The 19,297-nt window shown below is 64.3% G+C and carries 20 protein-coding genes and 1 pseudogene; 15 read left to right on the top strand and 6 right to left on the bottom strand.

Features of this window, described 5'->3' with window-relative positions; genetic code table 11:
- Positions 1-123: 123 nt before the first annotated feature.
- From AC4FWB_RS30815 to AC4FWB_RS30805, 3 genes are all read right to left on the bottom strand, one after another.
- Positions 124-609, bottom strand: coding sequence for a hypothetical protein (locus AC4FWB_RS30815; RefSeq protein WP_491029994.1), 486 nt, complete (start codon positions 607-609; stop codon positions 124-126).
- Complete coding sequence (locus AC4FWB_RS30810) at positions 609-1,061, bottom strand: hypothetical protein (protein WP_491029993.1); 453 nt, start codon at positions 1,059-1,061, stop codon at positions 609-611. Before AC4FWB_RS30810 ends, AC4FWB_RS30815 begins: the two co-directional genes overlap by 1 nt.
- A 176-nt stretch (positions 1,062-1,237) precedes the next feature.
- Positions 1,238-1,654, bottom strand: coding sequence for a hypothetical protein (locus AC4FWB_RS30805; protein WP_491029992.1), 417 nt, complete (start codon positions 1,652-1,654; stop codon positions 1,238-1,240).
- Between the two features lie 224 nt (positions 1,655-1,878).
- Between AC4FWB_RS30805 and AC4FWB_RS30800 the strand changes: the two genes are divergently transcribed.
- Positions 1,879-2,628, top strand: coding sequence for a sensor histidine kinase (locus AC4FWB_RS30800; protein WP_491029991.1), 750 nt, complete (start codon positions 1,879-1,881; stop codon positions 2,626-2,628).
- Between the two features lie 306 nt (positions 2,629-2,934).
- Entirely contained in the window at positions 2,935-3,555 is a 621-nt protein-coding gene (locus AC4FWB_RS30795; protein WP_491029990.1) for a response regulator, read from the top strand.
- Between the two features lie 19 nt (positions 3,556-3,574).
- Here AC4FWB_RS30795 and AC4FWB_RS30790 read toward each other — a convergent pair whose 3' ends face one another.
- Complete coding sequence (locus AC4FWB_RS30790) at positions 3,575-4,414, bottom strand: LOG family protein (RefSeq protein WP_491029989.1); 840 nt, start codon at positions 4,412-4,414, stop codon at positions 3,575-3,577.
- A 144-nt stretch (positions 4,415-4,558) separates the two neighbouring features.
- Here AC4FWB_RS30790 and dapD point away from each other — a divergent pair, with 144 nt between their 5' ends.
- The 4 genes and pseudogenes from dapD to AC4FWB_RS30770 form a co-directional block, all read left to right on the top strand.
- Positions 4,559-5,413, top strand: a complete 855-nt coding sequence (dapD, locus tag AC4FWB_RS30785; RefSeq protein WP_491029988.1) for a 2,3,4,5-tetrahydropyridine-2,6-dicarboxylate N-succinyltransferase — start codon at positions 4,559-4,561, stop codon at positions 5,411-5,413.
- Between the two features lie 72 nt (positions 5,414-5,485).
- Entirely contained in the window at positions 5,486-5,848 is a 363-nt protein-coding gene (locus AC4FWB_RS30780; protein WP_491029987.1) for a DUF805 domain-containing protein, read from the top strand.
- On the top strand, positions 5,811-6,218 hold the full coding sequence (locus tag AC4FWB_RS30775) for a DUF805 domain-containing protein (protein WP_491029986.1): 408 nt from the start codon (positions 5,811-5,813) through the stop codon (positions 6,216-6,218). Before AC4FWB_RS30780 ends, AC4FWB_RS30775 begins: the two co-directional genes overlap by 38 nt.
- Positions 6,219-6,232: 14 nt before the next feature.
- A pseudogene (locus tag AC4FWB_RS30770) lies at positions 6,233-6,931 on the top strand (hypothetical protein); the annotation flags it as partial.
- Here AC4FWB_RS30770 and AC4FWB_RS30765 read toward each other — a convergent pair.
- A complete protein-coding gene (locus tag AC4FWB_RS30765; protein ID WP_491029985.1) occupies positions 6,909-7,943 on the bottom strand; it encodes a 2-dehydropantoate 2-reductase in 1,035 nt (344 codons plus the stop codon). The pseudogene AC4FWB_RS30770 and the gene AC4FWB_RS30765 overlap by 23 nt on opposite strands.
- 116 nt (positions 7,944-8,059) lie before the next feature.
- On the opposite strand from AC4FWB_RS30765, the gene dapE reads away from it, so the two are divergent.
- Both dapE and AC4FWB_RS30755 read left to right on the top strand, forming a co-directional pair.
- Complete coding sequence (gene dapE, locus AC4FWB_RS30760) at positions 8,060-9,259, top strand: succinyl-diaminopimelate desuccinylase (RefSeq protein WP_491029984.1); 1,200 nt, start codon at positions 8,060-8,062, stop codon at positions 9,257-9,259.
- A 2-nt stretch (positions 9,260-9,261) separates the two neighbouring features.
- Positions 9,262-9,867, top strand: coding sequence for a transporter (locus AC4FWB_RS30755; protein WP_491029996.1), 606 nt, complete (start codon positions 9,262-9,264; stop codon positions 9,865-9,867).
- 52 nt (positions 9,868-9,919) lie between these two features.
- On the opposite strand, the gene AC4FWB_RS30750 is transcribed toward AC4FWB_RS30755, so the two are convergent.
- Positions 9,920-11,029 (bottom strand): Gfo/Idh/MocA family protein, encoded by a 1,110-nt coding sequence (locus AC4FWB_RS30750; RefSeq protein WP_491029983.1) that lies wholly within the window; start codon positions 11,027-11,029, stop codon positions 9,920-9,922.
- A gap of 159 nt (positions 11,030-11,188) precedes the next feature.
- On the opposite strand from AC4FWB_RS30750, the gene AC4FWB_RS30745 reads away from it, so the two are divergent.
- From AC4FWB_RS30745 to AC4FWB_RS30715, 7 genes are all read left to right on the top strand, one after another.
- Positions 11,189-12,034: a MurR/RpiR family transcriptional regulator gene (locus AC4FWB_RS30745; RefSeq protein ID WP_320218884.1), complete on the top strand. Its 846-nt coding sequence runs from the start codon at positions 11,189-11,191 to the stop codon at positions 12,032-12,034.
- 156 nt (positions 12,035-12,190) lie between these two features.
- Positions 12,191-14,125 carry a bifunctional 5-dehydro-2-deoxygluconokinase/5-dehydro-2-deoxyphosphogluconate aldolase gene (locus AC4FWB_RS30740; RefSeq protein WP_491029982.1) on the top strand — a complete coding sequence of 645 codons (1,935 nt, stop codon included), beginning with the start codon at positions 12,191-12,193 and terminating at the stop codon, positions 14,123-14,125.
- 52 nt (positions 14,126-14,177) lie between these two features.
- Positions 14,178-16,022 (top strand): 3D-(3,5/4)-trihydroxycyclohexane-1,2-dione acylhydrolase (decyclizing), encoded by a 1,845-nt coding sequence (gene iolD / locus AC4FWB_RS30735; RefSeq protein WP_491029981.1) that lies wholly within the window; start codon positions 14,178-14,180, stop codon positions 16,020-16,022.
- Positions 16,023-16,061: 39 nt separating this feature from the next.
- On the top strand, positions 16,062-16,979 hold the full coding sequence (iolE, locus tag AC4FWB_RS30730) for a myo-inosose-2 dehydratase (RefSeq protein ID WP_491029980.1): 918 nt from the start codon (positions 16,062-16,064) through the stop codon (positions 16,977-16,979).
- 64 nt (positions 16,980-17,043) lie between these two features.
- Positions 17,044-17,256 carry a DUF3329 domain-containing protein gene (locus AC4FWB_RS30725; RefSeq protein ID WP_491029979.1) on the top strand — a complete coding sequence of 71 codons (213 nt, stop codon included), beginning with the start codon at positions 17,044-17,046 and terminating at the stop codon, positions 17,254-17,256.
- Positions 17,257-17,586: 330 nt separating this feature from the next.
- Entirely contained in the window at positions 17,587-18,399 is an 813-nt protein-coding gene (gene iolB / locus AC4FWB_RS30720; protein WP_491029978.1) for a 5-deoxy-glucuronate isomerase, read from the top strand.
- A gap of 148 nt (positions 18,400-18,547) precedes the next feature.
- Complete coding sequence (locus tag AC4FWB_RS30715; protein ID WP_491029977.1) at positions 18,548-19,255, top strand: DUF1045 domain-containing protein; 708 nt, start codon at positions 18,548-18,550, stop codon at positions 19,253-19,255.
- The last annotated feature ends 42 nt before the right edge of the window (positions 19,256-19,297 follow it).

The following is a 19,297-nucleotide window of genomic DNA, read 5'->3' as shown; positions in this document are numbered from 1 at the left end:
GACGCAGCGGCGTGAGACGGGCATTCTTATGGATGTTCATTCGGACCCTCCGGCGAATCTGAAGCGTGGTAACTCCAGTCTCCTCGGTCAGGTCCGAATGGACAACCTTCTGAAAGCCCACAGCTAGTCGAAGTCCGGGATCGTGCCGGGCGGCAGCCCCAGCTCGCCGTTCAGGTTTTTCAGGAACCGGCACCATTCAGGCGTATCCTGGCGCTTTCCGTTGCCGTTGCCGTCAGACGAAAATCCATTGCCGAAGCCGGTGCCGCAATTGGCGTTGCCGTTGAAGCTGCCCGCGTTGCCATTGCCGTTGAAGCTGCCGGTGTTGCCGTTGCCGTTGAAGTTGCCGCGATTGCCGTTGCCGTTGAAATTGCCGGAATTCCAGTTGCCGTTTGAGCCATCGACTATACCAAGACCGGCAATCGCGACATCTCCGTGGTCGATGGGGCCGCGGCCGATGGGAAGATCGGCTATCCTGACCACCGTCGAGGCGTCGGCGACCACGATCGCGGCAAGCAGCGTGCACACCGCGATGCCGCTTCCGTCCAACAGCCGCGCCGGCGCCGGCTTCGCGCCGCGCCGGACGGAAGCGGATGGTCTGAGCCCGGCCATCAGCGGTTTCCCCGGCCGTTGAAATTGCCGTTGAACGCGCCGGCGTTGCCGTTGCCGTTGAACGAGCCGCCGTTGTAGTTGCCGTTGAAGGCGCCGACATTGGCGTTGCCGTCATATTCGCCGGTGTTGCCGTTGCCGTTGAAGGCCCCGATGTTGTGGGTTCCGCTCGTCGCGGACGTGTTGTCGTTGCCGTTGAAGGCGCCGACATTGCCGGTGCCGCTGTTGAAGGCGCCGATGTTGCCGCTGCCGGTGTTCTTGTAGCCGACGTTGCCGCCCGCAAAGCCGAGCGGGTCCATGCCCCTGACATTCGAGCCGATATACTGGCCGTATTGGCCGGCGGTTTGAGCGATCCGGGACGTGCTGAAGGCCTGGCTGCCCGTCGTGGTGTCGGCCTTCGCCGCGGTTGCGCTCAACAGCCCCAGGCAAAGCGCCGCTGTGACACACCATTTCATCTGCGAACTCCTTCCATGGCTTGGTTGGAAAAGGGACTCTCTGCTTGGAAAGGGGATTCTCTGCTTGCAAAAGGACTGGGACCGCCGGCGATATGTCGCGATAGCCTTGCGCGGGGGGACGACGCGTGGCTCGGCGATCCCAGAAGCGTCAGCGTCTTTCGACGCTAGTGGCGACGCTAGTGGTTGGCGTTACCGTTACCGTTGCCGTTGCCGGCGCCCCAGTTGCCGTTGCCGTTGGCATTGCCGTTGCCGAGGCCGAAGTTGGCGTTGCCGTTCAGGTTGCCGTTGCCGAGGCCAAAGTTGCCGTTGCCGTTTCCGTTGCCGTTGGCGATGCCGGCATTGAGGTTGCCGTTGAAGTTGCCGTTGAAGGCGCCCATGTTGGCATTGCCGTTTCCGTTGCCGTTGCCGATGCCGAAATTGCCATTGCCGTTGAAGTTGCCGTTGAAGGCGCCGGTGTTGGCATTGCCGTTTCCGTTGCCGTTGCCGACCCCGACATTGCCATTGCCGTTCCCGTTGCCGCTGCCGATCGAGACGGCGGATGCCGTACCAGTCAGAGCCGACAGGACAGCCGCGGCCAGAATGATCTTCCTCATGACGTTCTCCTTGGTTTGCGTTGAACATCCCGGCCAGCACAAGATGACCGGAACCACGCAACAAGGATGCCTGCAGAAAAGAGGCCGAGACATCCGGGTCGATCGGCATGGCCTGTCGGTTTTTCAGCTGATGTGCTTGTCAGGAAAAGTTGAAGGCATCGGGAAAAAACTGACAGGCATAAAGGCTTATGGCGGGTGTATACTGCGCGGAGGAACAGACTTTCATGCCTTTTCTCGCCGACCCCGTGAACAGCTTGCGCGCCCTCGGGAACGGCATAGAGAAGAGAACGCTGATGCGGGCGGCTATCCAGCCAGGCGAGGACGAAACTGCGAAGGCCCAGCGCCGGAGATTGACGCGGCGGTTGATTGCCGTGCAGGAAGAACAGCGCCTGCGCCTGTCACGCGAGCTGCACGACGATCTCGGCCAGATGCTGGCAAGCGTGGCGCTGGAGCTGCACTCTATTCGCGCGGACTCCGCGGAACTCGATGCCCGCCTCGCGCGCGCGGCCCAGCTCGTCGACCAGCTGAGCACCAGGGTGCACGATGCCGCCTGGAGCCTGCGCCCCGCGGATCTCGATCGCCTGGGCCTCCGCGCCTCGGTCGAGGATCTGGCCAGCATGCTGTGCGCTCAGCTCTGCATACCCTGCGACGTCGATCTCGAAGCCCTGTCGAGGCCGCTCGAGCCCGAAGTCGCGCTGACGCTCTATCGCATCGTGCAGGAGGCCCTCACCAACATCGGCAAGCATGCTCGGCCGAGCCGGGTCAGCGTGACGGCCCACATTTGGGACAACAGGCTGCGGCTGACCGTCGAGGACAATGGCCATGGGTTCGATGCCAATATCGCGCCTGGCTCTCGCCATTTGGGGCTTGCCGGGATGAAGGAGCGCCTCGCCCTGATCGGAGGTGAGCTCACGGTCGAAACCGCCAAGGGCAAGGGGACCGCCATCTACGCCGATGTGCCTTTGCCCGACTGAGCGCTGGCGAACAATCAAAGCATGTCTCCCGAAAGTGGGAACCGTTTCGCGCACGGCAGCGCCGCGGGCGCCTACGTGAAGCGTTCCACATCCGAAATCGTCGGCCGCGGCTTACAATCCGGGATCATGGGTTAGGCGGGGGATGGCTTACCCGTTGCGGCCGCTTTGCGGCTTTGCTGAAACAGACGGGCGTCCCGCGCCAGGCGGGGCAGTTGCCTAGACCATCAAGCACAAGGGGACCCGCTTTGAGTGACGGGCCCTTTGACAGACTGATGGAGGTTAAAGGTGTGCTGCAGGCGCATATTCGTGGTCGACGACCATCCGATCATCCTGTCCGGCGTCGGTGCGATGATCAACAGCCAGGACGATCTGACGATCGTCGGACTGGCGGCGAATGCCGATGAGGCCTTCGAGGGCATCGGCAAGGCCCTTCCGGACGTCGCCGTGGTCGATATCTCGCTCCCCGGCGTCAACGGGGTCACGCTCATCGAACGGCTCGTCGAACGCTTTCCCGATCTCGGTTGCATCGCGCTGACCGCGCATGAGGACCCCGGCTGCCTGCGCCAGGTGCTGGCTGCCGGGGCACGCGGGTTCGTGGTCAAACGCTCGACCGCCACGGACCTGCTGCAGGCCATCCGCTGCGTGCTGGCCGGCGACAACTATGTCGACCCGGCGCTTGCGGCGCGAATCCTGAGCCCGCGCCACGGCGCGCAGGGCGATGCCGGCAATCTCAGCGAGCGCGAGCGGTCGGTGATCCAGCTGGTTGCGCTTGGCTACAGCAACAAGGAGATATCCTCGCGCCTCAACCTCAGCATAAAGACCATCGAGACCTACCGGACCAGGGCAACCGACAAGCTGGAACTTCACTCCCGCGCGGCCATCGTGCGCTTCGCGCAATCGAATGGCTGGCTGGCCGAACTGGTGTAGTCGGCGCGGGCCAGCTCGCTCAGAGATTGTAGAACCGGCGGACGATCTCCCAGGCCTCCTCGGCGGTGTCGACGAAATCGATGATGTCCTGGTCGCCGGGCGAGATCGTGCCCTGCTCGGCAAGGAAGTCGAGGTCGATCGCCCTTTGCCAGAACGCCTTGCCGAACAGGATCACCGGCACGCGCTCCATGCGCCCGGTCTGGATCAAGGTCAGCGTCTCGAAGAATTCGTCCATCGTGCCGAAGCCGCCCGGAAACACGGCCACCGCCTTGGCGCGCATGACGAAATGCATCTTGCGGATGGCGAAATAGTGGAAGTTGAAGCAGAGCTCGGGCGTCACATAGGCGTTCGGCGCCTGCTCGTGCGGCAGCACGATGTTGAGGCCGATCGACGGCGCGCCGACATCGTCGGCGCCGCGGTTTCCGGCCTCCATGACGCCAGGGCCGCCGCCGGTGACGACGACGAATTCGCGGTAGTAGGACGTGGCCGACTGCTGCGAGCACAACCGGGCGAACTTGCGCGCCTCTTCGTAGTATTTGCTGTTCAGTTCGAGGTTCTTCTTCTGCGTCTCGTTCTTCGCCGCCCAGGCGACGCCGCCCGGCTCCGGCAGCCTTGCGCCGCCGAACAGGATGACGGTCGACTGGATGCCGCGCTCGGCGAGGATCATCTCCGGCTTCAGCAGTTCCAACTGCAGGCGCACCGGACGCAATTCGCGCCGTGTCATGAAGTCGGGATCGTTCCAGGCCAGGCGATAGGTTTCAGCGCGCGTCTGCGGCGTGTCCGGCACGCTTTTCGACCGCTCCAGATCCTCGTCCGAATGCGGCAGCGGCGTCCAGCCCGCCTTTTCCATGGGTGTCATTGAGTCCACCGTCCTAATTTCCTTTACTTGCGCCGTCCCATGACGCAGCCGCGATTGACCCTCATCAAGGCTTCACATAGGGTCCGCGCGATTTCAAAACAGGTTAAGGCGCAGCCCTTAACAGCTTTGTAATGGAGCAATTTCATGTCGAAGCCCGATCTGGCGAGCCTCGAAAAGACCATCGAAAAGGCCTTCGAGGAGCGCGATACGATTTCGACCGCGACCCGCGGCGAAACGCGCGACGCCATCCAGTCGGCGCTCGACCTGCTCGACCGCGGCGTGGCCCGTGTCGCCGAGCGGCAGGACGACGGCAAATGGCATGTCAACCAGTGGCTGAAGAAGGCGGTGCTGCTCTCCTTCCGGCTGAACCCGATGGAGATCATCAAGGGTGGCCCGGGCCAGGCGGTGTGGTGGGACAAGGTGCCGTCGAAGTTCGACGGCTGGAGCGCCGTCGATTTCGAGAAGGCCGGCTTCCGCGCCGTTCCGTCCTCGGTCGTGCGCCGCTCGGCCTATGTCGCCCCCGGCGCGGTGCTGATGCCGTCCTTCGTCAATGTCGGCGCCTATGTCGACACGGGCACGATGGTCGACACCTGGGCTTCGGTCGGCTCCTGCGCCCAGATCGGCAAGAACGTGCACCTTTCGGGCGGCGTCGGCATTGGCGGCGTGCTGGAGCCGATGCAGGCCGGCCCGACCATCATCGAGGACAATTGCTTCATCGGCGCGCGCTCCGAGGTGGTCGAGGGCTGCATCGTTCGCGAAGGCTCGGTGCTCGGCATGGGCGTGTTCATCGGCCAGTCGACCAAGATCGTCGACCGCGCCACCGGCGAGGTATTTTACGGCGAGGTGCCGGCGAATTCCGTGGTGGTCGCCGGATCGTTGCCGGGCAAGCCGCTGCCCAATGGCGAGCCGGGCCCCAGCCTCTACTGTGCCGTCATCGTCAAGCGCGTCGACGCCAGGACCCGCTCCAAGACCTCGATCAACGAATTGCTGCGCGATTGATCTTTTCTGGAAACGGACGCACCTTCCGCCGGCGCGGCATTCCGTCGCGCTGGTTCAACACGGAGGGGCGTCATGGACTGGAAGTACCTGCTGACGAGTTTCGACGGCCGCATCAACCGCGCCAAGTTCTGGGCCGGCATCGGCATATTCATCGTCATCGCCATCGTTGCCTTCATACTCGACACGATCCTCGGCACACGTTTCACCACCGACAGCGGCGCCCAGGTCGGCGTCGTCGGCATCCTCGTCATGCTGGCATCGATCTATTTCGCGATTGCTCTCTATGCCAAACGCTGGCACGACCGTAACAAGTCGGGCTGGTGGACGCTGATCGGCCTTATCCCCATCATCGGCGGCATCTGGATGCTGATCGAACTCGGCATCCTCGAAGGCACCAATGGCGCCAATCAATACGGACCGGACCCGCTTGCCTGAAAAAGCAGACTTTATCTGGCTGTTCTTCAAAACCTCGGGCCGCGTCAGCCGCGCGGCCTATTTTCTCGGCGGATTGCTGGTGGCCCTCGTCCAGGCTTTCCCGCTCTATCGCTTCACGCTGGTGCCGGAAGGCTCGGCCGAGAGCAACATGTGGTCGTTTGTCTTCTTCCTCACTTTCCTTGCCTCGCTATGGTCGAACATCGTGCTGGCGGTGAAGCGGCTGCATGATTTCGACAAGCCGGGTATCGCGGCGCTGGTGCTGTTCGTCCCCGTCGTATCGATCGTCGCTTTCCTGGTGCTTTGCCTGTTTCCGGGGCAACCCGGCCCCAACCGCTACGGCAGCCGCACGAATGCGCCGGCCGATCGTTAGATGCCGCAGCCGCCATGCGCTACCGCACGCTCGATCCGAAGCTGATCATCGAGACCGCCGAAAGGCTGGAGGAGCGCGTCGCCGAGCGCTTTCCTGACGCGGGCCTGCGTGGCGTCGCCGCCGAGCTGGTGTCGCTGTCGCGCGACCTGGCGAGAGCAGCCAAGGCCCTGGAGGCGCCGATATGGTGGCTGCGCGGCGTCATCGTCGCCGCTGTCGTCGCCGGCGCGCTGGTCTTCCTGTTCGTCGGCACCATCCTGCCGCTCGGCCGCTTTTCCGGACCCGGCGATGCCGTCCAGTCGGTGCAAGGCATCGAATCCTCCCTCAATGTCCTCATCCTTGCCGTCGTCGGCTTCCTGGCGCTGATGCGGGCCGAGGAGCGCATCAAGCGCAAAAAGGTGTTCCGCGAGCTGCATGGCCTTCGGTCGTTGATCCATGTCATCGACATGCACCAGCTGACCAAGGATCCGGCGACGCTGTCGGCCAATTTCAAGCCGACCGCCCATTCGCCGGCGCGCATCAGCAACGCCGCCGACCTCGCGCGCTATCTCGACTATTGCTCGGAGATGCTGTCGATCACCGGCAAGATCGCGGCGCTGTTTGCCCAATCGGTCAATGACGACGTGGTCGTCGACGGGGTCAACGACATCGAGAACCTGGCCTCCAACCTGTCGCGCAAGATCTGGCAGAAGATCACGCTGATCGAGGGCCGCCGGTGACCTTCTCCGGCGTCAACCCCGGCGGGCCGCGCTTTTCTGATTCCGCCTGACGCACCAGCGCCGCGACGCGCTCGATCGTCGGCGCCGGCGTGCCGGTCCGCTTCGCCAGGCTGAGCACCGCGCCCTGCAAGTCGTCGATCTCGGTCGGGCGGCGGCGCTCGAGATCGTCCCACATGGAGGAGCGAGCCTCTGGATCGATCGCCAGCATGCGCCGGGCCAGCAGTCCGAACAGCCAGTCGGGAAGCCTCAGCACTTTCGGCAGCAGCGACGGCGGCAGGCCGGTGATTCGCGCCGGTTCGATGCCGGCGGCCTTCATCGCCGCGAGCGCCTCGTCGATCTGGCCGGCCAGGATCCGGCGCCAGCGGCGTTCGGCCAGCTCACGCGCCAGCGGCAGACCGGAGAGCGCCACAAGCGCGTTGTTGAGGTTCATCAAGAGCTTGCTCCACTGCACCGCCTTCATGTCGGAACGGGCTTCGATCCCAAGCCCTTCGACATCGAGCAGTCCGGCGAGGCCGTCCACGCCATCCTCGACCATAATTTTGCCCTCGCTCGCGCGATGAACCCGAAACGGCGCCTCGCCATCCGGCGACTGCACGACATTGAATGGCACCATGCCAGCGAGCACGCGCCGCGCGGGAAGCTTGGCGCGCAATTTGTCCTGATTGTCGACGCCGTTCTGCAGGCTGACCACGATGGCGTCGGGGCGGGCATGGGCCGCGACAAATCCCGCCATCTCCGCGGTCGCGCCGCTCTTTACCGTGACGAGAACGATATCCGCGTTGTGCAGCGCCAACGCCGGATCGTCGGTGACCGCAAGCGCCTCAGGCGCGATGCGGCGGTCGCGGCCGTCGAGATCGCTGACCCGAAGCCCATCCTTGCGCATGGCCTCGACGATGCGGCCGCGTCCGAGGAAATTCACCTTTCGCCCGGCAAGCGCCAGGCAGCCGCCGACATAGCAACCGATGCTGCCGGCGCCGGCGACGGCAATGGTTTTTTCTTGCCTGGCCATGCAATCGTCCCGACTTGGCTCGCAACTATACGACATGACAACCATATTGTCGGCGGCGTGATCGCCCACCATGTCCGACCGTGACAGGTCCGTTGCTTTCGACTATCGCTTTGCCCATGAAATTGCCGACCGACCCCGCCCAGAACCTTGCCGCCCTGATCCGCTGTCCTTCCGTGACGCCCGCCGAAGGCGGCGCGCTGCAGACGCTGGAAGTCATGCTGAAGCCACTCGGCTTCTCTGTCGAGCGGCCGGTGTTCGCCGAAAGCGGCACGCCGGATATCGAAAACCTCTATGCGCGCCGCTCGGGCAATGGCCCGCATCTGATGTTTGCCGGCCATACCGACGTCGTGCCGGTCGGCGACGAGGCGGCCTGGACGCATCCGCCCTTTGCCGCCGACATCGCCAATGGCGAGATGTATGGCCGGGGCGCCGTCGACATGAAGGGGGGCATCGCCTGCTTCATCGCCGCCGTGGCGCGCCATGTCGAGAAGAATGGCGGCCCGAAAGGCTCGGTATCGCTGCTGATCACCGGCGACGAGGAGGGGCCGGCCATCAACGGCACGACGAAGCTGCTCGACTGGGCGGCCGCCAAGGGCGAGAAGTGGGATGCCTCGATCGTCGGCGAGCCGACCAATCCGGATACGCTTGGCGACATGATCAAGATCGGTCGGCGCGGCTCGCTGTCGGGCAGCGTCATCGTCAACGGCCGCCAGGGCCACGCCGCCTATCCGCAGCTTGCCGACAACCCGGTGCGCGGGCTGATGAGCCTGGTCGATGCGCTGCTCCATCCGGTATTCGACAAGGGAACCAAGGATTTCCAGCCGACCAATCTGGAAGTGACCTCGATCGACGTCGGCAATCCGGCGACCAACGTCATCCCGGCCAAGGCCACCGCCACCTTCAACATCCGCTTCAACGACACGTGGGATGCGGAAACGATCCAGGCCGAGATACACAACCGGCTCGATCAGGCGGCGGGCCGCAAGAAATACCGGCCGGGCAAGAAGACGCCGGTCGACTACGAGCTTGTCTGGCGCGACCGGCCGAGCCATGTCTTCCTCACCCGCGACGACAAGCTGATCGACACGCTGAGCGCGTCGGTTGCGGCGGTGGTCGGCAAGACGCCGGCGCTCTCCACCTCCGGCGGCACGTCGGATGCGCGTTTCATCAAGGATTATTGCCCGGTGGTCGAGTTCGGGTTGGTCGGCAAGACCATGCACATGGTCGACGAGCGCGTGGCACTTGCCGATCTCGAGACGCTGACCCAAATCTACGAACGTTTCATCGAAGACTGGTTCGGACAGGGCCTCGCGTGACCATGCTTTCGGCGGACGAAACCTATGCTTCGCTGGCCGGCGCCTGGCGGCTGATGTTCGGCAAGGCAGACGGTCTGCGCATGCTCGACCTGTCGGCGGACGGTTTCTGGAATTCCTTCTTCGCCATCGTCGTGGCGGCGCCGGCGCTGATCGTCGGCTGGGTCGGCATCGCCAACGAGATCGGCGATCCGAACGCCTTCGCCGGCCGCCTCGGCATGCTGCTCAAGCTGGCGACGGTCGATATCGGTTCCTGGGTCCTGCCGCTGGTGGCGCTTGCGCTGGTCGCGCCGCGCGCCGGCATAGGCGGACGCTTCGTCCACTATGTCGTCGCCTCCAACTGGGCCTCCGCCATCATCGCCTGGCTGATGCTGCCGTCGGCGCTGCTGAGGTTGTTCGTGTCTTCGGCCGACGAGATCAGCGGACTGGTCTCGCTGCTTCTGTTCGCGCTGTCGATGGTGCTGACCTGGCGCATGACCAACGCGACGATCGGCAAGGGCGCCGCCGTCGGCACCGCTGTGTTTGCCGGCATGTTCGTGGCCTCGCTGCTCGTGCTGTTCGGGCTGCAGGCGCTGCTCGGCATCGACATGCCGGACGGCGCGAGGGGCTGATCCTTCCGAGCCGAAGGCGGTCTTTCAATTCATCGCCAGGCGCCGGCCTGGACTATCGCACATCCATCCAGCGCTGTTCCTGGAACGAGCGCGCCATCGCATGCACGGTGCGTTCGATCTCCAGCCCCTCGTCGAAATCGATGATCCGCGCCGGCTTGCCGGCGATCCGCATCAAGAGCTCGCGGCATTCGATCATCTTGAGGTCGTTGAAGCCCAGCCCATGGCCGGGCGCCGGCAGGAAGGAATCATAGGGCTTGTGGTGCGGCGCCACCAGGATCGTGCGGTAGCCCTGCTCGGTCGGCCGGTCGGCGGTCAGGTAGAGCTGGAACTCGTTCATCCGCTCCTGATCGTAGAGGATCGAGCCCTTCGAGCCGAAGATCTGGATGGCGATGCGGCCCTTGCGGCCCCAGGCCGAACGGTTGACCAAGAGCGTGCCGGCGACGCCGTTCTCGAGATGCATCAGCACGCTGGCGATATCGTAGGTTTCGACCGCGCGGCGGCCGCCGGAAGCGACCTTGCGATCGGCATAGGGTTTGACCATGTCGCACATGACGCGGCCGACGCGGCCGAACAGCACCTTGATCAGCGACAGCGGATGCACGGCGAAATCGTCGAGCGCGCCATAGCCGGAGGCCGCCTCGTGCTTCCAGAAGAACAGCGCGTCGGGGTCGGCCATGAAATCCTCGTCCATCTCGATGCGGACGAGATTGACGTCGCCGATGATCTCTTCCTCGAGCAGAGCGCCGATGTGGCGGATGGCGGGGTTCTGGATGTAGTTGTAGCCGAGCGCGGCAGCCTTGCCGGATTTCTTTGCGGCCTCGGCCATCGCTTCGGCCTCCGCAAAACTCGGCGCCATCGGCTTCTCGCACCACAGATGCTTGCCGGCCTCGAGGATTGCGATCGCCATTTCCGGATGGAACTGGTTGGGCGTGGTCAGCGAGACGACATCGACCTCCGGGTCGTTGACCACGGCGCGCCAGTCGCCGGACCCTTTGGCGAAGCCGAACTCGCCCGCCTTGCGCCTGGCCAGTTCGTCATTGACCTCGCCCAAATGCACCAGCTTCGGCTTGTCGACGTCGGGAAAGACGGTGCCGACCGCGTTCCAGGCGATGGCGTGGCACTTGCCCATGAAGCCCGTGCCGATAAGGCCCACTCCGACCATGTCGATGTCTCCAGAATAAAGGGGAAAAAGCTCGTATGGATGAATTAATCCATTTCACCTGAGAATGGAACGTACAAATCATTTTTTATGGTGTTCTTGCGTGAACTCGCTATGATGGGGCAGGAGAGTGAACACAGTATGGCCGTGGGCGGAGCGACGATGGACGAACGGGTGCCTCGCGATTTCGAGACGTTGCGCGCAACGATCCTGGAGCGGCGCGCGAGCCTGCCAAAGCGGATCGCGCAGATCGCCGCCTATGCGCTCGACAATCCCGACGACATCGCCTTCGGCACTGCGGCGAGCATCGCGGCTTCGGCCGGCGTCCAGCCCTCGACGCTGATCCGCTTCGCCCAGCAGCTCGGCTTCGACGGCTTCACCAGCCTCCAGCTTGTCTTTCGCGAGCGTCTGCGAGAACGCAATTCCTCCTATGACGAAAGGCTGGCGGCGCTGCGCGCCAAGGCCGAGGAAGGCGCCGGCCACCGGGCGATCTTCGACGGCTTCGTCGCCGCCGCCAGCACTTCGCTCAGCGACATTTCGCGCGCGTTGAACGATGCGCATTTCGAAGAGGCGGTCGCGCTCCTGGCGAAGGCCGAGACCATCTATGTGCTGGCCAAGCGCCGCTCCTATCCGGTCGCCTCCTACATCGCCTATGCGCTGGGCAAGCTCAAGATCCGCAATCAGCTGGTGGAATCGGCCGCCGGCTTGAATGCCGAGATGATCGGCTTCGCCACGCCGCGCGACGCCGTCATCGCCATCTCCTTCTCGCCTTACGCGCCCGCGACCATCGAGGAGACGCGCTCGATCGCGGAGCAGGGCGTGCCGATCGTCGCCATCACCGACTCGTCGTTTTCGCCGCTCGCCCAGTTCGCCAAGGTCTGGTTCGAGGTGGCGGAAGCCGATTTTGGCGGCTTCCGCTCGATCTCGGCGACGATGGCGCTCGCCATGGCGCTGACCGTCGCCGTCGGCGAGAAGCGGCGCGACGCCGGCCGCAAGCGCAAGGCCTGAGCGGCCCCAAGGTTCGCGTTTTTCCATCCGGGAATGCTCATTCCATATTGACTACAGATTGGAATTATTATTTCATATTGACGGCACCACGCCGTCATTCGCGTGTGCTGCCCAAAACGACGCTGCTCTGCACAACAAGGCTGATGGGAGGTTCGAATGGGCGAAGCCGTGGAAGCGAAATATCCGCCGCTCGACGTCATCACGATCGGCCGCGCCTCGGTCGATCTCTATGGACAGCAGATCGGGTCGCGGCTGGAGGACATCACCTCCTTCGCCAAGTCGGTCGGCGGCTGTCCGGCCAACATCGCCGTCGGCACGGCAAGGCTTGGGCTCAGCTCGGCGCTGCTCACCCGTGTCGGCGACGAGCAGATGGGCCGCTTCATCCGCGAGCAGCTCAGGCGTGAGGGCGTCTCGGTCGACGGGCTGAAGACCGACAAGGAGCGGCTGACGGCGCTTGTGCTGCTTTCCGTCGAGGACGAGGGCGTCTCGCCGATGATCTTCTACCGCTCCGACTGCGCCGATATGGCGCTCGCGGAGGAGGATATCGACGAAGCCTTCATCGCTTCGGCCCGCTCGGTGGTGGTCACCGGCACGCATTTCTCGCGCCCCAACTCCGATGCCGCGCAGCGCAAGGCGATCCGCCTCATGAAGGCCAAGGGCGGCAAGGTCGTCTTCGACATCGACTACCGACCGAACCTCTGGGGGCTTGCCGGCCATGCCGAAGGTTTTGAGCGCTACGTCAAATCCGACCGCGTCTCGGCGCAGCTGAAGACGGTGCTGCCCGACTGCGACCTCATCGTCGGCACCGAGGAGGAGATCATGATCGCCTCCGGCGCCGATGATTGCCTGAGCGCGCTGAAGACGATCCGCTCGCTGTCTCCGGCCACCATTGTGCTGAAGCGCGGCGCCAAGGGCTGCATCGTCTATGACGGGCCGATCAGCGACGATCTCGAGGACGGTATCGTCGGCAAGGGTTTTCCGATCGAGATCTACAACGTGCTCGGCGCCGGCGACGCCTTCATGTCGGGCTTCCTGCGCGGCTGGCTCGGCGGCGAAAGTTTTGCGACGGCCGCGACCTGGGCCAATGCCTGCGGCGCCTTCGCCGTGTCGCGCCTGCTCTGCGCGCCGGAATATCCGACCTTCGAGGAGCTGCAGTTCTTCCTGAAGCACGGCAGCAAGCATTTGGCGCTGCGCAAGGACGAGGCGATCAACCACGTCCATTGGGCCACCACGCGCCGGCGCGACATTCCCTCGCTGATGGCACTCGCGTGCGACCATCGCGTCCAGCTCGAGGATGTCGCCGCCAGGGTCGGCGCCGATCAATCGCGCATCCCCGATTTCAAGGTGCTGACGGTCAAGGCTGCGGCCAAGGTCGCCGCCGGCCGCGACGGCTACGGCATGCTGGTCGACGAGAAATATGGCCGCGACGCGATGTTCGAATTCGCCCGCCATCCCTTTGCCTGGCTCGGCCGCCCGGTCGAGCTGCCCGGCTCGCGCCCGCTGCGCTTCGAATTCTCGCAGGATATCGGCTCGCAGCTGATCGACTGGCCGGTCGACCACTGCATCAAATGCCTGTGCTTCTATCACCCGGACGATCCGGAAGCGCTGAAGACCGAGCAGCAGCAGAAGCTGCGGGCCCTGTTCGAGGCGGCGCGAAAAGTCGGCAGGGAGCTTCTCGTCGAGATCATCGCCGGCAAGCACGGCAAGCTCGACGACACCACCATTCCGCGCGCGCTGGAAGAGCTTTATGCGCTTGGCATCAAGCCCGATTGGTGGAAGCTCGAGCCGCAGGCTTCGGCCAGCGCCTGGGCGAAGATCGAGCAGGTGATCGTCAAGAACGATCCATGGTGCCGCGGCGTCGTGCTGCTTGGGCTGGAAGCGCCGCAGGACGAGCTGGTCGCGGCGTTTGCCGCAACGAGCAACGCGCCCATCGTCAAGGGCTTTGCCGTCGGTCGCACCATCTTCATCAACGCCGCCGAACAATGGCTGGCCGGCAGGATGTCGGACGACGAGGCTATCGCCGACATGGCCTCGCGCTTCGAGCAGCTGACCGAGGCATGGCTTGCCGCGCGCGGCCGCAAAGCAGCATAAGAAGACGGGCAGCATAACAAGGCGGCACAAGGAAAGCCGGAGGAAACGACCAATGAGCAAGACCGTTCGCCTGACGATGGCGCAGGCTGTGACCCGCTTTCTCAGCCGGCAGATGACCGAGATCGACGGCAAAAAGGTGCCGATCTTCGGCGGCGTCTGGGCGATCTTCGGCCACGGCAATGTCGCCGGCGTCGGCGAGGCGCTCTACCAGGTACGCGATGAGTTGCCCACCTTCCGCGCCCATAACGAGCAGGCGATGGCGCATGCCGCGATCGCCTATGCCAAGGCGAATTTCCGCCGCCGCTTCATGGCCGCGACCACCTCGATCGGCCCCGGCGCGCTGAACATGGTGACGGCCGCAGCGCTCGCCCATGTCAACCGCCTGCCGGTGCTGCTGCTGCCTGGCGATGTCTTCGCCAACCGCCTGCCCGATCCGGTTCTGCAGCAGGCCGAGGATTTTTCCGATGGCACGGCAAGCGTCAACGACTGCTTCCGCCCCGTGTCGCGCTATTTCGACCGCATCACGCGGCCCGAGCAGATCATCCCGGCGCTGAACCGCGCCATGCAGGTGCTGACCGACCCGGCCGAATGCGGCCCGGTCACGCTGTCGCTCTGCCAGGACGTGCAGGCCGAAGCCTATGACTATCCCGAAAGCCTGTTTGCCGAGCGCGTCTGGACGCCGCGCCGGCTGCGTCCGGATCGCAACGAGCTTGCGGCCGCCGTCGCGGCGCTGAAGGGCGCCAGGAAGCCGCTGGTGATCGCCGGCGGCGGCGTTCTTTATTCGCAGGCTTCCGGAGAACTGGCGAAGCTGGTGCAGGGCGCCGGCATTCCGGTTTGCGAGACGCAAGGGGGGAAATCTTCGCTGCCGGACGATCATCCGCTCAATATGGCGGCGGTCGGCGTCACCGGCACGTCGGCCGCCAACCGGCTGGCTGAAGAGGCGGATGTCGTGCTCGCCGTCGGCACCAGGCTGCAGGATTTCACCACCGGCTCCTGGGCGTTGTTCAAGAATGCCGGCCGCACCATCATCGGCCTCAACACGCAGGGTTTCGATGCCGGTAAGCACTGGGCGCTGCCCCTGGTCGCCGACGCGTCCGAAGGCCTGGCGGAACTTTCCGCTGCGCTGAAGGGCTGGAAGGCGCCGGCCGCCTGGACCGACGATGCGCTGAAGGGCAAGAAGGACTGGCAGGCCGCCGCAGCCAAGGTGACGGCCTCGACCAATGCCGCCTATCCTTCCGATGCCCAGGTGATCGGCGCCGTGCAGCGGGCCATGGGTTCCGGTGTGACCTTGCTGCATGCGGCCGGCGGGCTGCCGGGCGAATTGCACAAGCTCTGGCAGGCCGGCGCGCCGGGCTCCTACCATGCCGAATACGGCTTCTCGACCATGGGCTACGAGATCGCCGGCGGCCTCGGCGTCAAGATGGCCAAGCCCGACCAGGAGGTCGTCGTCATGGTCGGCGACGGCTCCTATCTGATGCTCAATTCCGAGATCGCCACATCGGTGATGCTGGGGCTGAAGCTTACCATCGTGCTGCTCGACAATCGCGGCTATGGCTGCATCAACCGGCTGCAGATGGCGACCGGCGGCGCCAACTTCAACAATCTGCTCAAGGACGCGCGCCACGAGGCGATGCCCGACGTCGACTTCGCCGCGCATGCCGCAAGCCTGGGTGCGATAGCCGAGAAGGTGGCGTCGATCGCGGAACTGGAGACGGCGCTCGCCAAGGCGAAGCAAAACACCAAGACCACCGTGCTGGTCATCGACACCGATCCGCTGGTCTCGACCGAAGCCGGTGGCCATTGGTGGGATGTCGCCGTGCCGGAAGTCTCGGCGCGGCCTCAGGTGAACGCCGCGCGCAAGAAATACGAGGAAGCCGTCGGCAGCCGTCAAGGCTGACACGGCATCCCCGCAACAAATTGACATTGGAGTGACGACTTGAAAGCCAAACTGGGCATGTCCCCCATCGCGTGGTGGAACGACGATCTCGTGGAACTGAGCGACGACGTGTCGCTGGAGGAATGCCTTCGCCAATCGCGCTCGGCTGGCTTCACCGGCATGGAGATGGGTCGCCGCTTTCCCAACGACCCGAAGGTGATGCTGCCGATCCTGAAGCAGGCCGACGTCACGCTCTGCGGCGGCTGGTTCTCCGGCACGCTGGTCAATGAGGACCTGGCGAGGAACAAGGACCGCATCCAGCCGATGATCGAGCTGTTCAAGGCGGTCAACGCGCCCTGCATCGTCTATGGCGAGGTCGGCCGTTCCATCCAGGGCGACCGATCCAAGCCTTTGGCCATCAAGCCGAAGCTCACCGGCGACGAGATGAAGGCCTATGGCCGGCGCGTCACCGAATTCGGCGAATGGTGCGCCGACCAGGGCATGCCGCTCTCCTACCACCATCACATGGCGGCGGTGGTCGAGACCGAGCCGGAACTCGATGCCTTCATGCGCCATTCCGGCGAAGGCATTCCGCTGCTGCTCGACGCCGGCCATCTCGCTTTCGCCGGCGGCGATGTGTTGCGCGCCATCGACAACCACCACAAGCGCATCAACCACGTGCATGTGAAGGACGTGCGCATGGGCGTGATAGACGGCCTCGACCGCTCAAAGCAGTCCTTCCTCGATGCCGTGGCGCTCGGCGCCTTCACCGTGCCGGGCGACGGCTCGCTCGATTTCGGCGCCATCGTCCAGCGCTTCGCCGATCACGGCTATGAAGGCTGGTTCGTCGTCGAGGCCGAGCAGGACCCGAAGAAGAACCCGCCGCTGAAGATGGCTCAGGTCGGCCACAAGGAACTGATGCGGGTGATGACTGCCGCCGGCTACACGGTTGAGACGCAAGGCTTCCCGAATGCCTGAACGGTGGATTCGTTTCGACGCGCGGCTTATTTGATGCCTTGTCGAACAAATCCTGGATGGCGCGATGAAAGACTATGAGCACCCCTTCTTCCGGCCGCTGTGGCGACGCATCGCCGTCGTCGCCGTCTGCCTTATCTGGTCGGTGATCGAGTTCGCCTCCGGCACGCCCTTCTGGGGCGTCATCGCGCTCGGCTTCGCCGGCTACGCGGTGTGGCAGTTTTTCTACCTCTACAAGCCGGCCGACGAGGCCAAACCTCCGGCCGAGCCGAAGGAATGAGCTTACCCGTGGCGCAGAGGTTTTTGTGTATCGGATGCTGCGTACGTGGCGGATCGTATACATTAGCGATTCGCCGGAACGACCGTCGCTTCGTCATCCTAGGGCGGAGCAAGGAGCGCAGCGACGCAGCGCAGACCCTAGGATCCATTCCGTGACTTCGAGATGTTGCGACGGTGCAGAATTCTACTCCGCCGTGCCCTTCGGCCAAGGTTACGGAATGGATCCTAGGGTCTCCGCGACGGAGCTTCGCTCCTGCTCCGCCCTAGGATGACGAAGTTGGATGGCCTGCAATCCATCAAAGCCAATGTCGAGGAATTAGGAGAGACAAAAATGTCGAAACTGCTCGTCAAGGCCGACAAGGGCCACGGCCACGTCGCTCACGTCACGCCGCAAAGCGCGGGCTGGACCTATGTCGGCTTCGATCTGCATCGACTTCGCCCGGGCGAGACGGCGTCCGGCAAGACGAGCGACCGCGAGGTTTGCCTTGTCTTCGTCACCGGCAAGGGCAAGGCTGCGGCCGGCGGCAAGGATCTCGGCCTGCTCGGCGAGCGCATGTCGCCCTTCGAGGGCAAGCCGTGGTCGGTCTATTTGCCGGAAGGTTCCGACTGGTCGGTGACCGCCGATACCGAGCTGGAACTCGCCGTCTGCTCGGCGCCGGGCTTGAATGGTGGGCTGCCCGTTCGCGTCATCGGGCCTGACGACCTCGGCCAGGAGGTGCGCGGCAAGGGCACCAACACCCGCTACGTCACCAACATCCTGCCCGAGGGCAAGCCGGCGGACTCGCTGCTGGTGGTCGAGGTCATCACGCCGGGCGGCCACACCTCCAGCTATCCGCCGCACAAGCACGACCAGGACAATCTTCCCGTGGAATCCTATCTCGAGGAGACCTATTACCACCGCCTCAACCCGCCGCAGGGCTTTGCCTTCCAGCGCGTCTACACCGACGCCGACAGGAACGGCGTCAGAGACCTGGACGAGGCGATGGCGATCGAGGACGGCGATGTCGTGCTGGTGCCCAAGGGCTACCACCCCTGCGCAGCCTGCCACGGCTATGATCTCTATTATCTCAACGTCATGGCCGGCCCGAAGCGGACGTGGAAATTCCACAACGCCGCCGAGCACGAATGGTTGATGAAGGCCTGAGATTTTCCATCGCGCGCAACTTGTTGGTCCAGTTCGGGAAAATCGTCGGCTAAGGACCGCCAGGGTCTGTTTGCCTTCGAAAACCCATGAAAGCTTCGTCAATCCGTCATGGAAATCACCTATGGCAGCGGGCTGACGAGGATTTTCGATGCGCTACGCCATTTACTATACTCCGAGGCAGGATGAGCCGCTGGCGCGCATCGCCGCCAATTGGCTTGGCCGCGACCCGTTCGGCGCGGCGACGCGGCCGGTCGAGGCGGTGGCTGAGCTGTCGGCGGCGGAAGTTGCGTTCCACACGGCCTCGGCGCGGCGCTACGGCTTCCATGCGACGCTGAAGGCGCCGTTCGGGCCGGCGCCGAACGAGACGGAAGCCTCGCTTCGCGAAGCGCTCGACAATTTCGCCGAAGTCACGCCGCCGGTCATCATTCCCCGCCTCGTCGTCGGCCAGATCGACGGCTTTTTCGCGCTGGTGCCGGAAGCGCCGCTGCCTCCGCTTAACGACTTTGCCGGCGAGGTCGTGCGCGCCTTCGACCGCTTCCGCGCGCCGTTGACGGAAGCCGAGATCGAGCGGCGCAGCCCCGATTCGCTGAAGCCGCAGGAATTCCGCAATCTGTGCCAATGGGGCTATCCTTACGTCTTCGAGACGTTCCGCTTCCACATGACGTTGTCCGGACGCGTCGGGCCACAGGAAAGTCCACGTCTTCGTGCAGCAATCGACAGCCTGTTCGCGGATGTGCTGCAGCACCCGGTGCCAGTGGATGCGCTGACTTTGTTCGTCGAAACCGAACCGGGCGCCCCGTTCATGGTGCTCTCCCACCATGCGCTTGGGCGCCGCCCGGCCCGAAAAACCGCCTGATTTGACCACCCGATACGACCGCCCGATATGGATCGCCTGAGA

This window comes from Mesorhizobium sp. LEGMi-168a, assembly GCF_058312955.1.
This window is presented reverse-complemented; position numbering and strand designations above follow the sequence as displayed.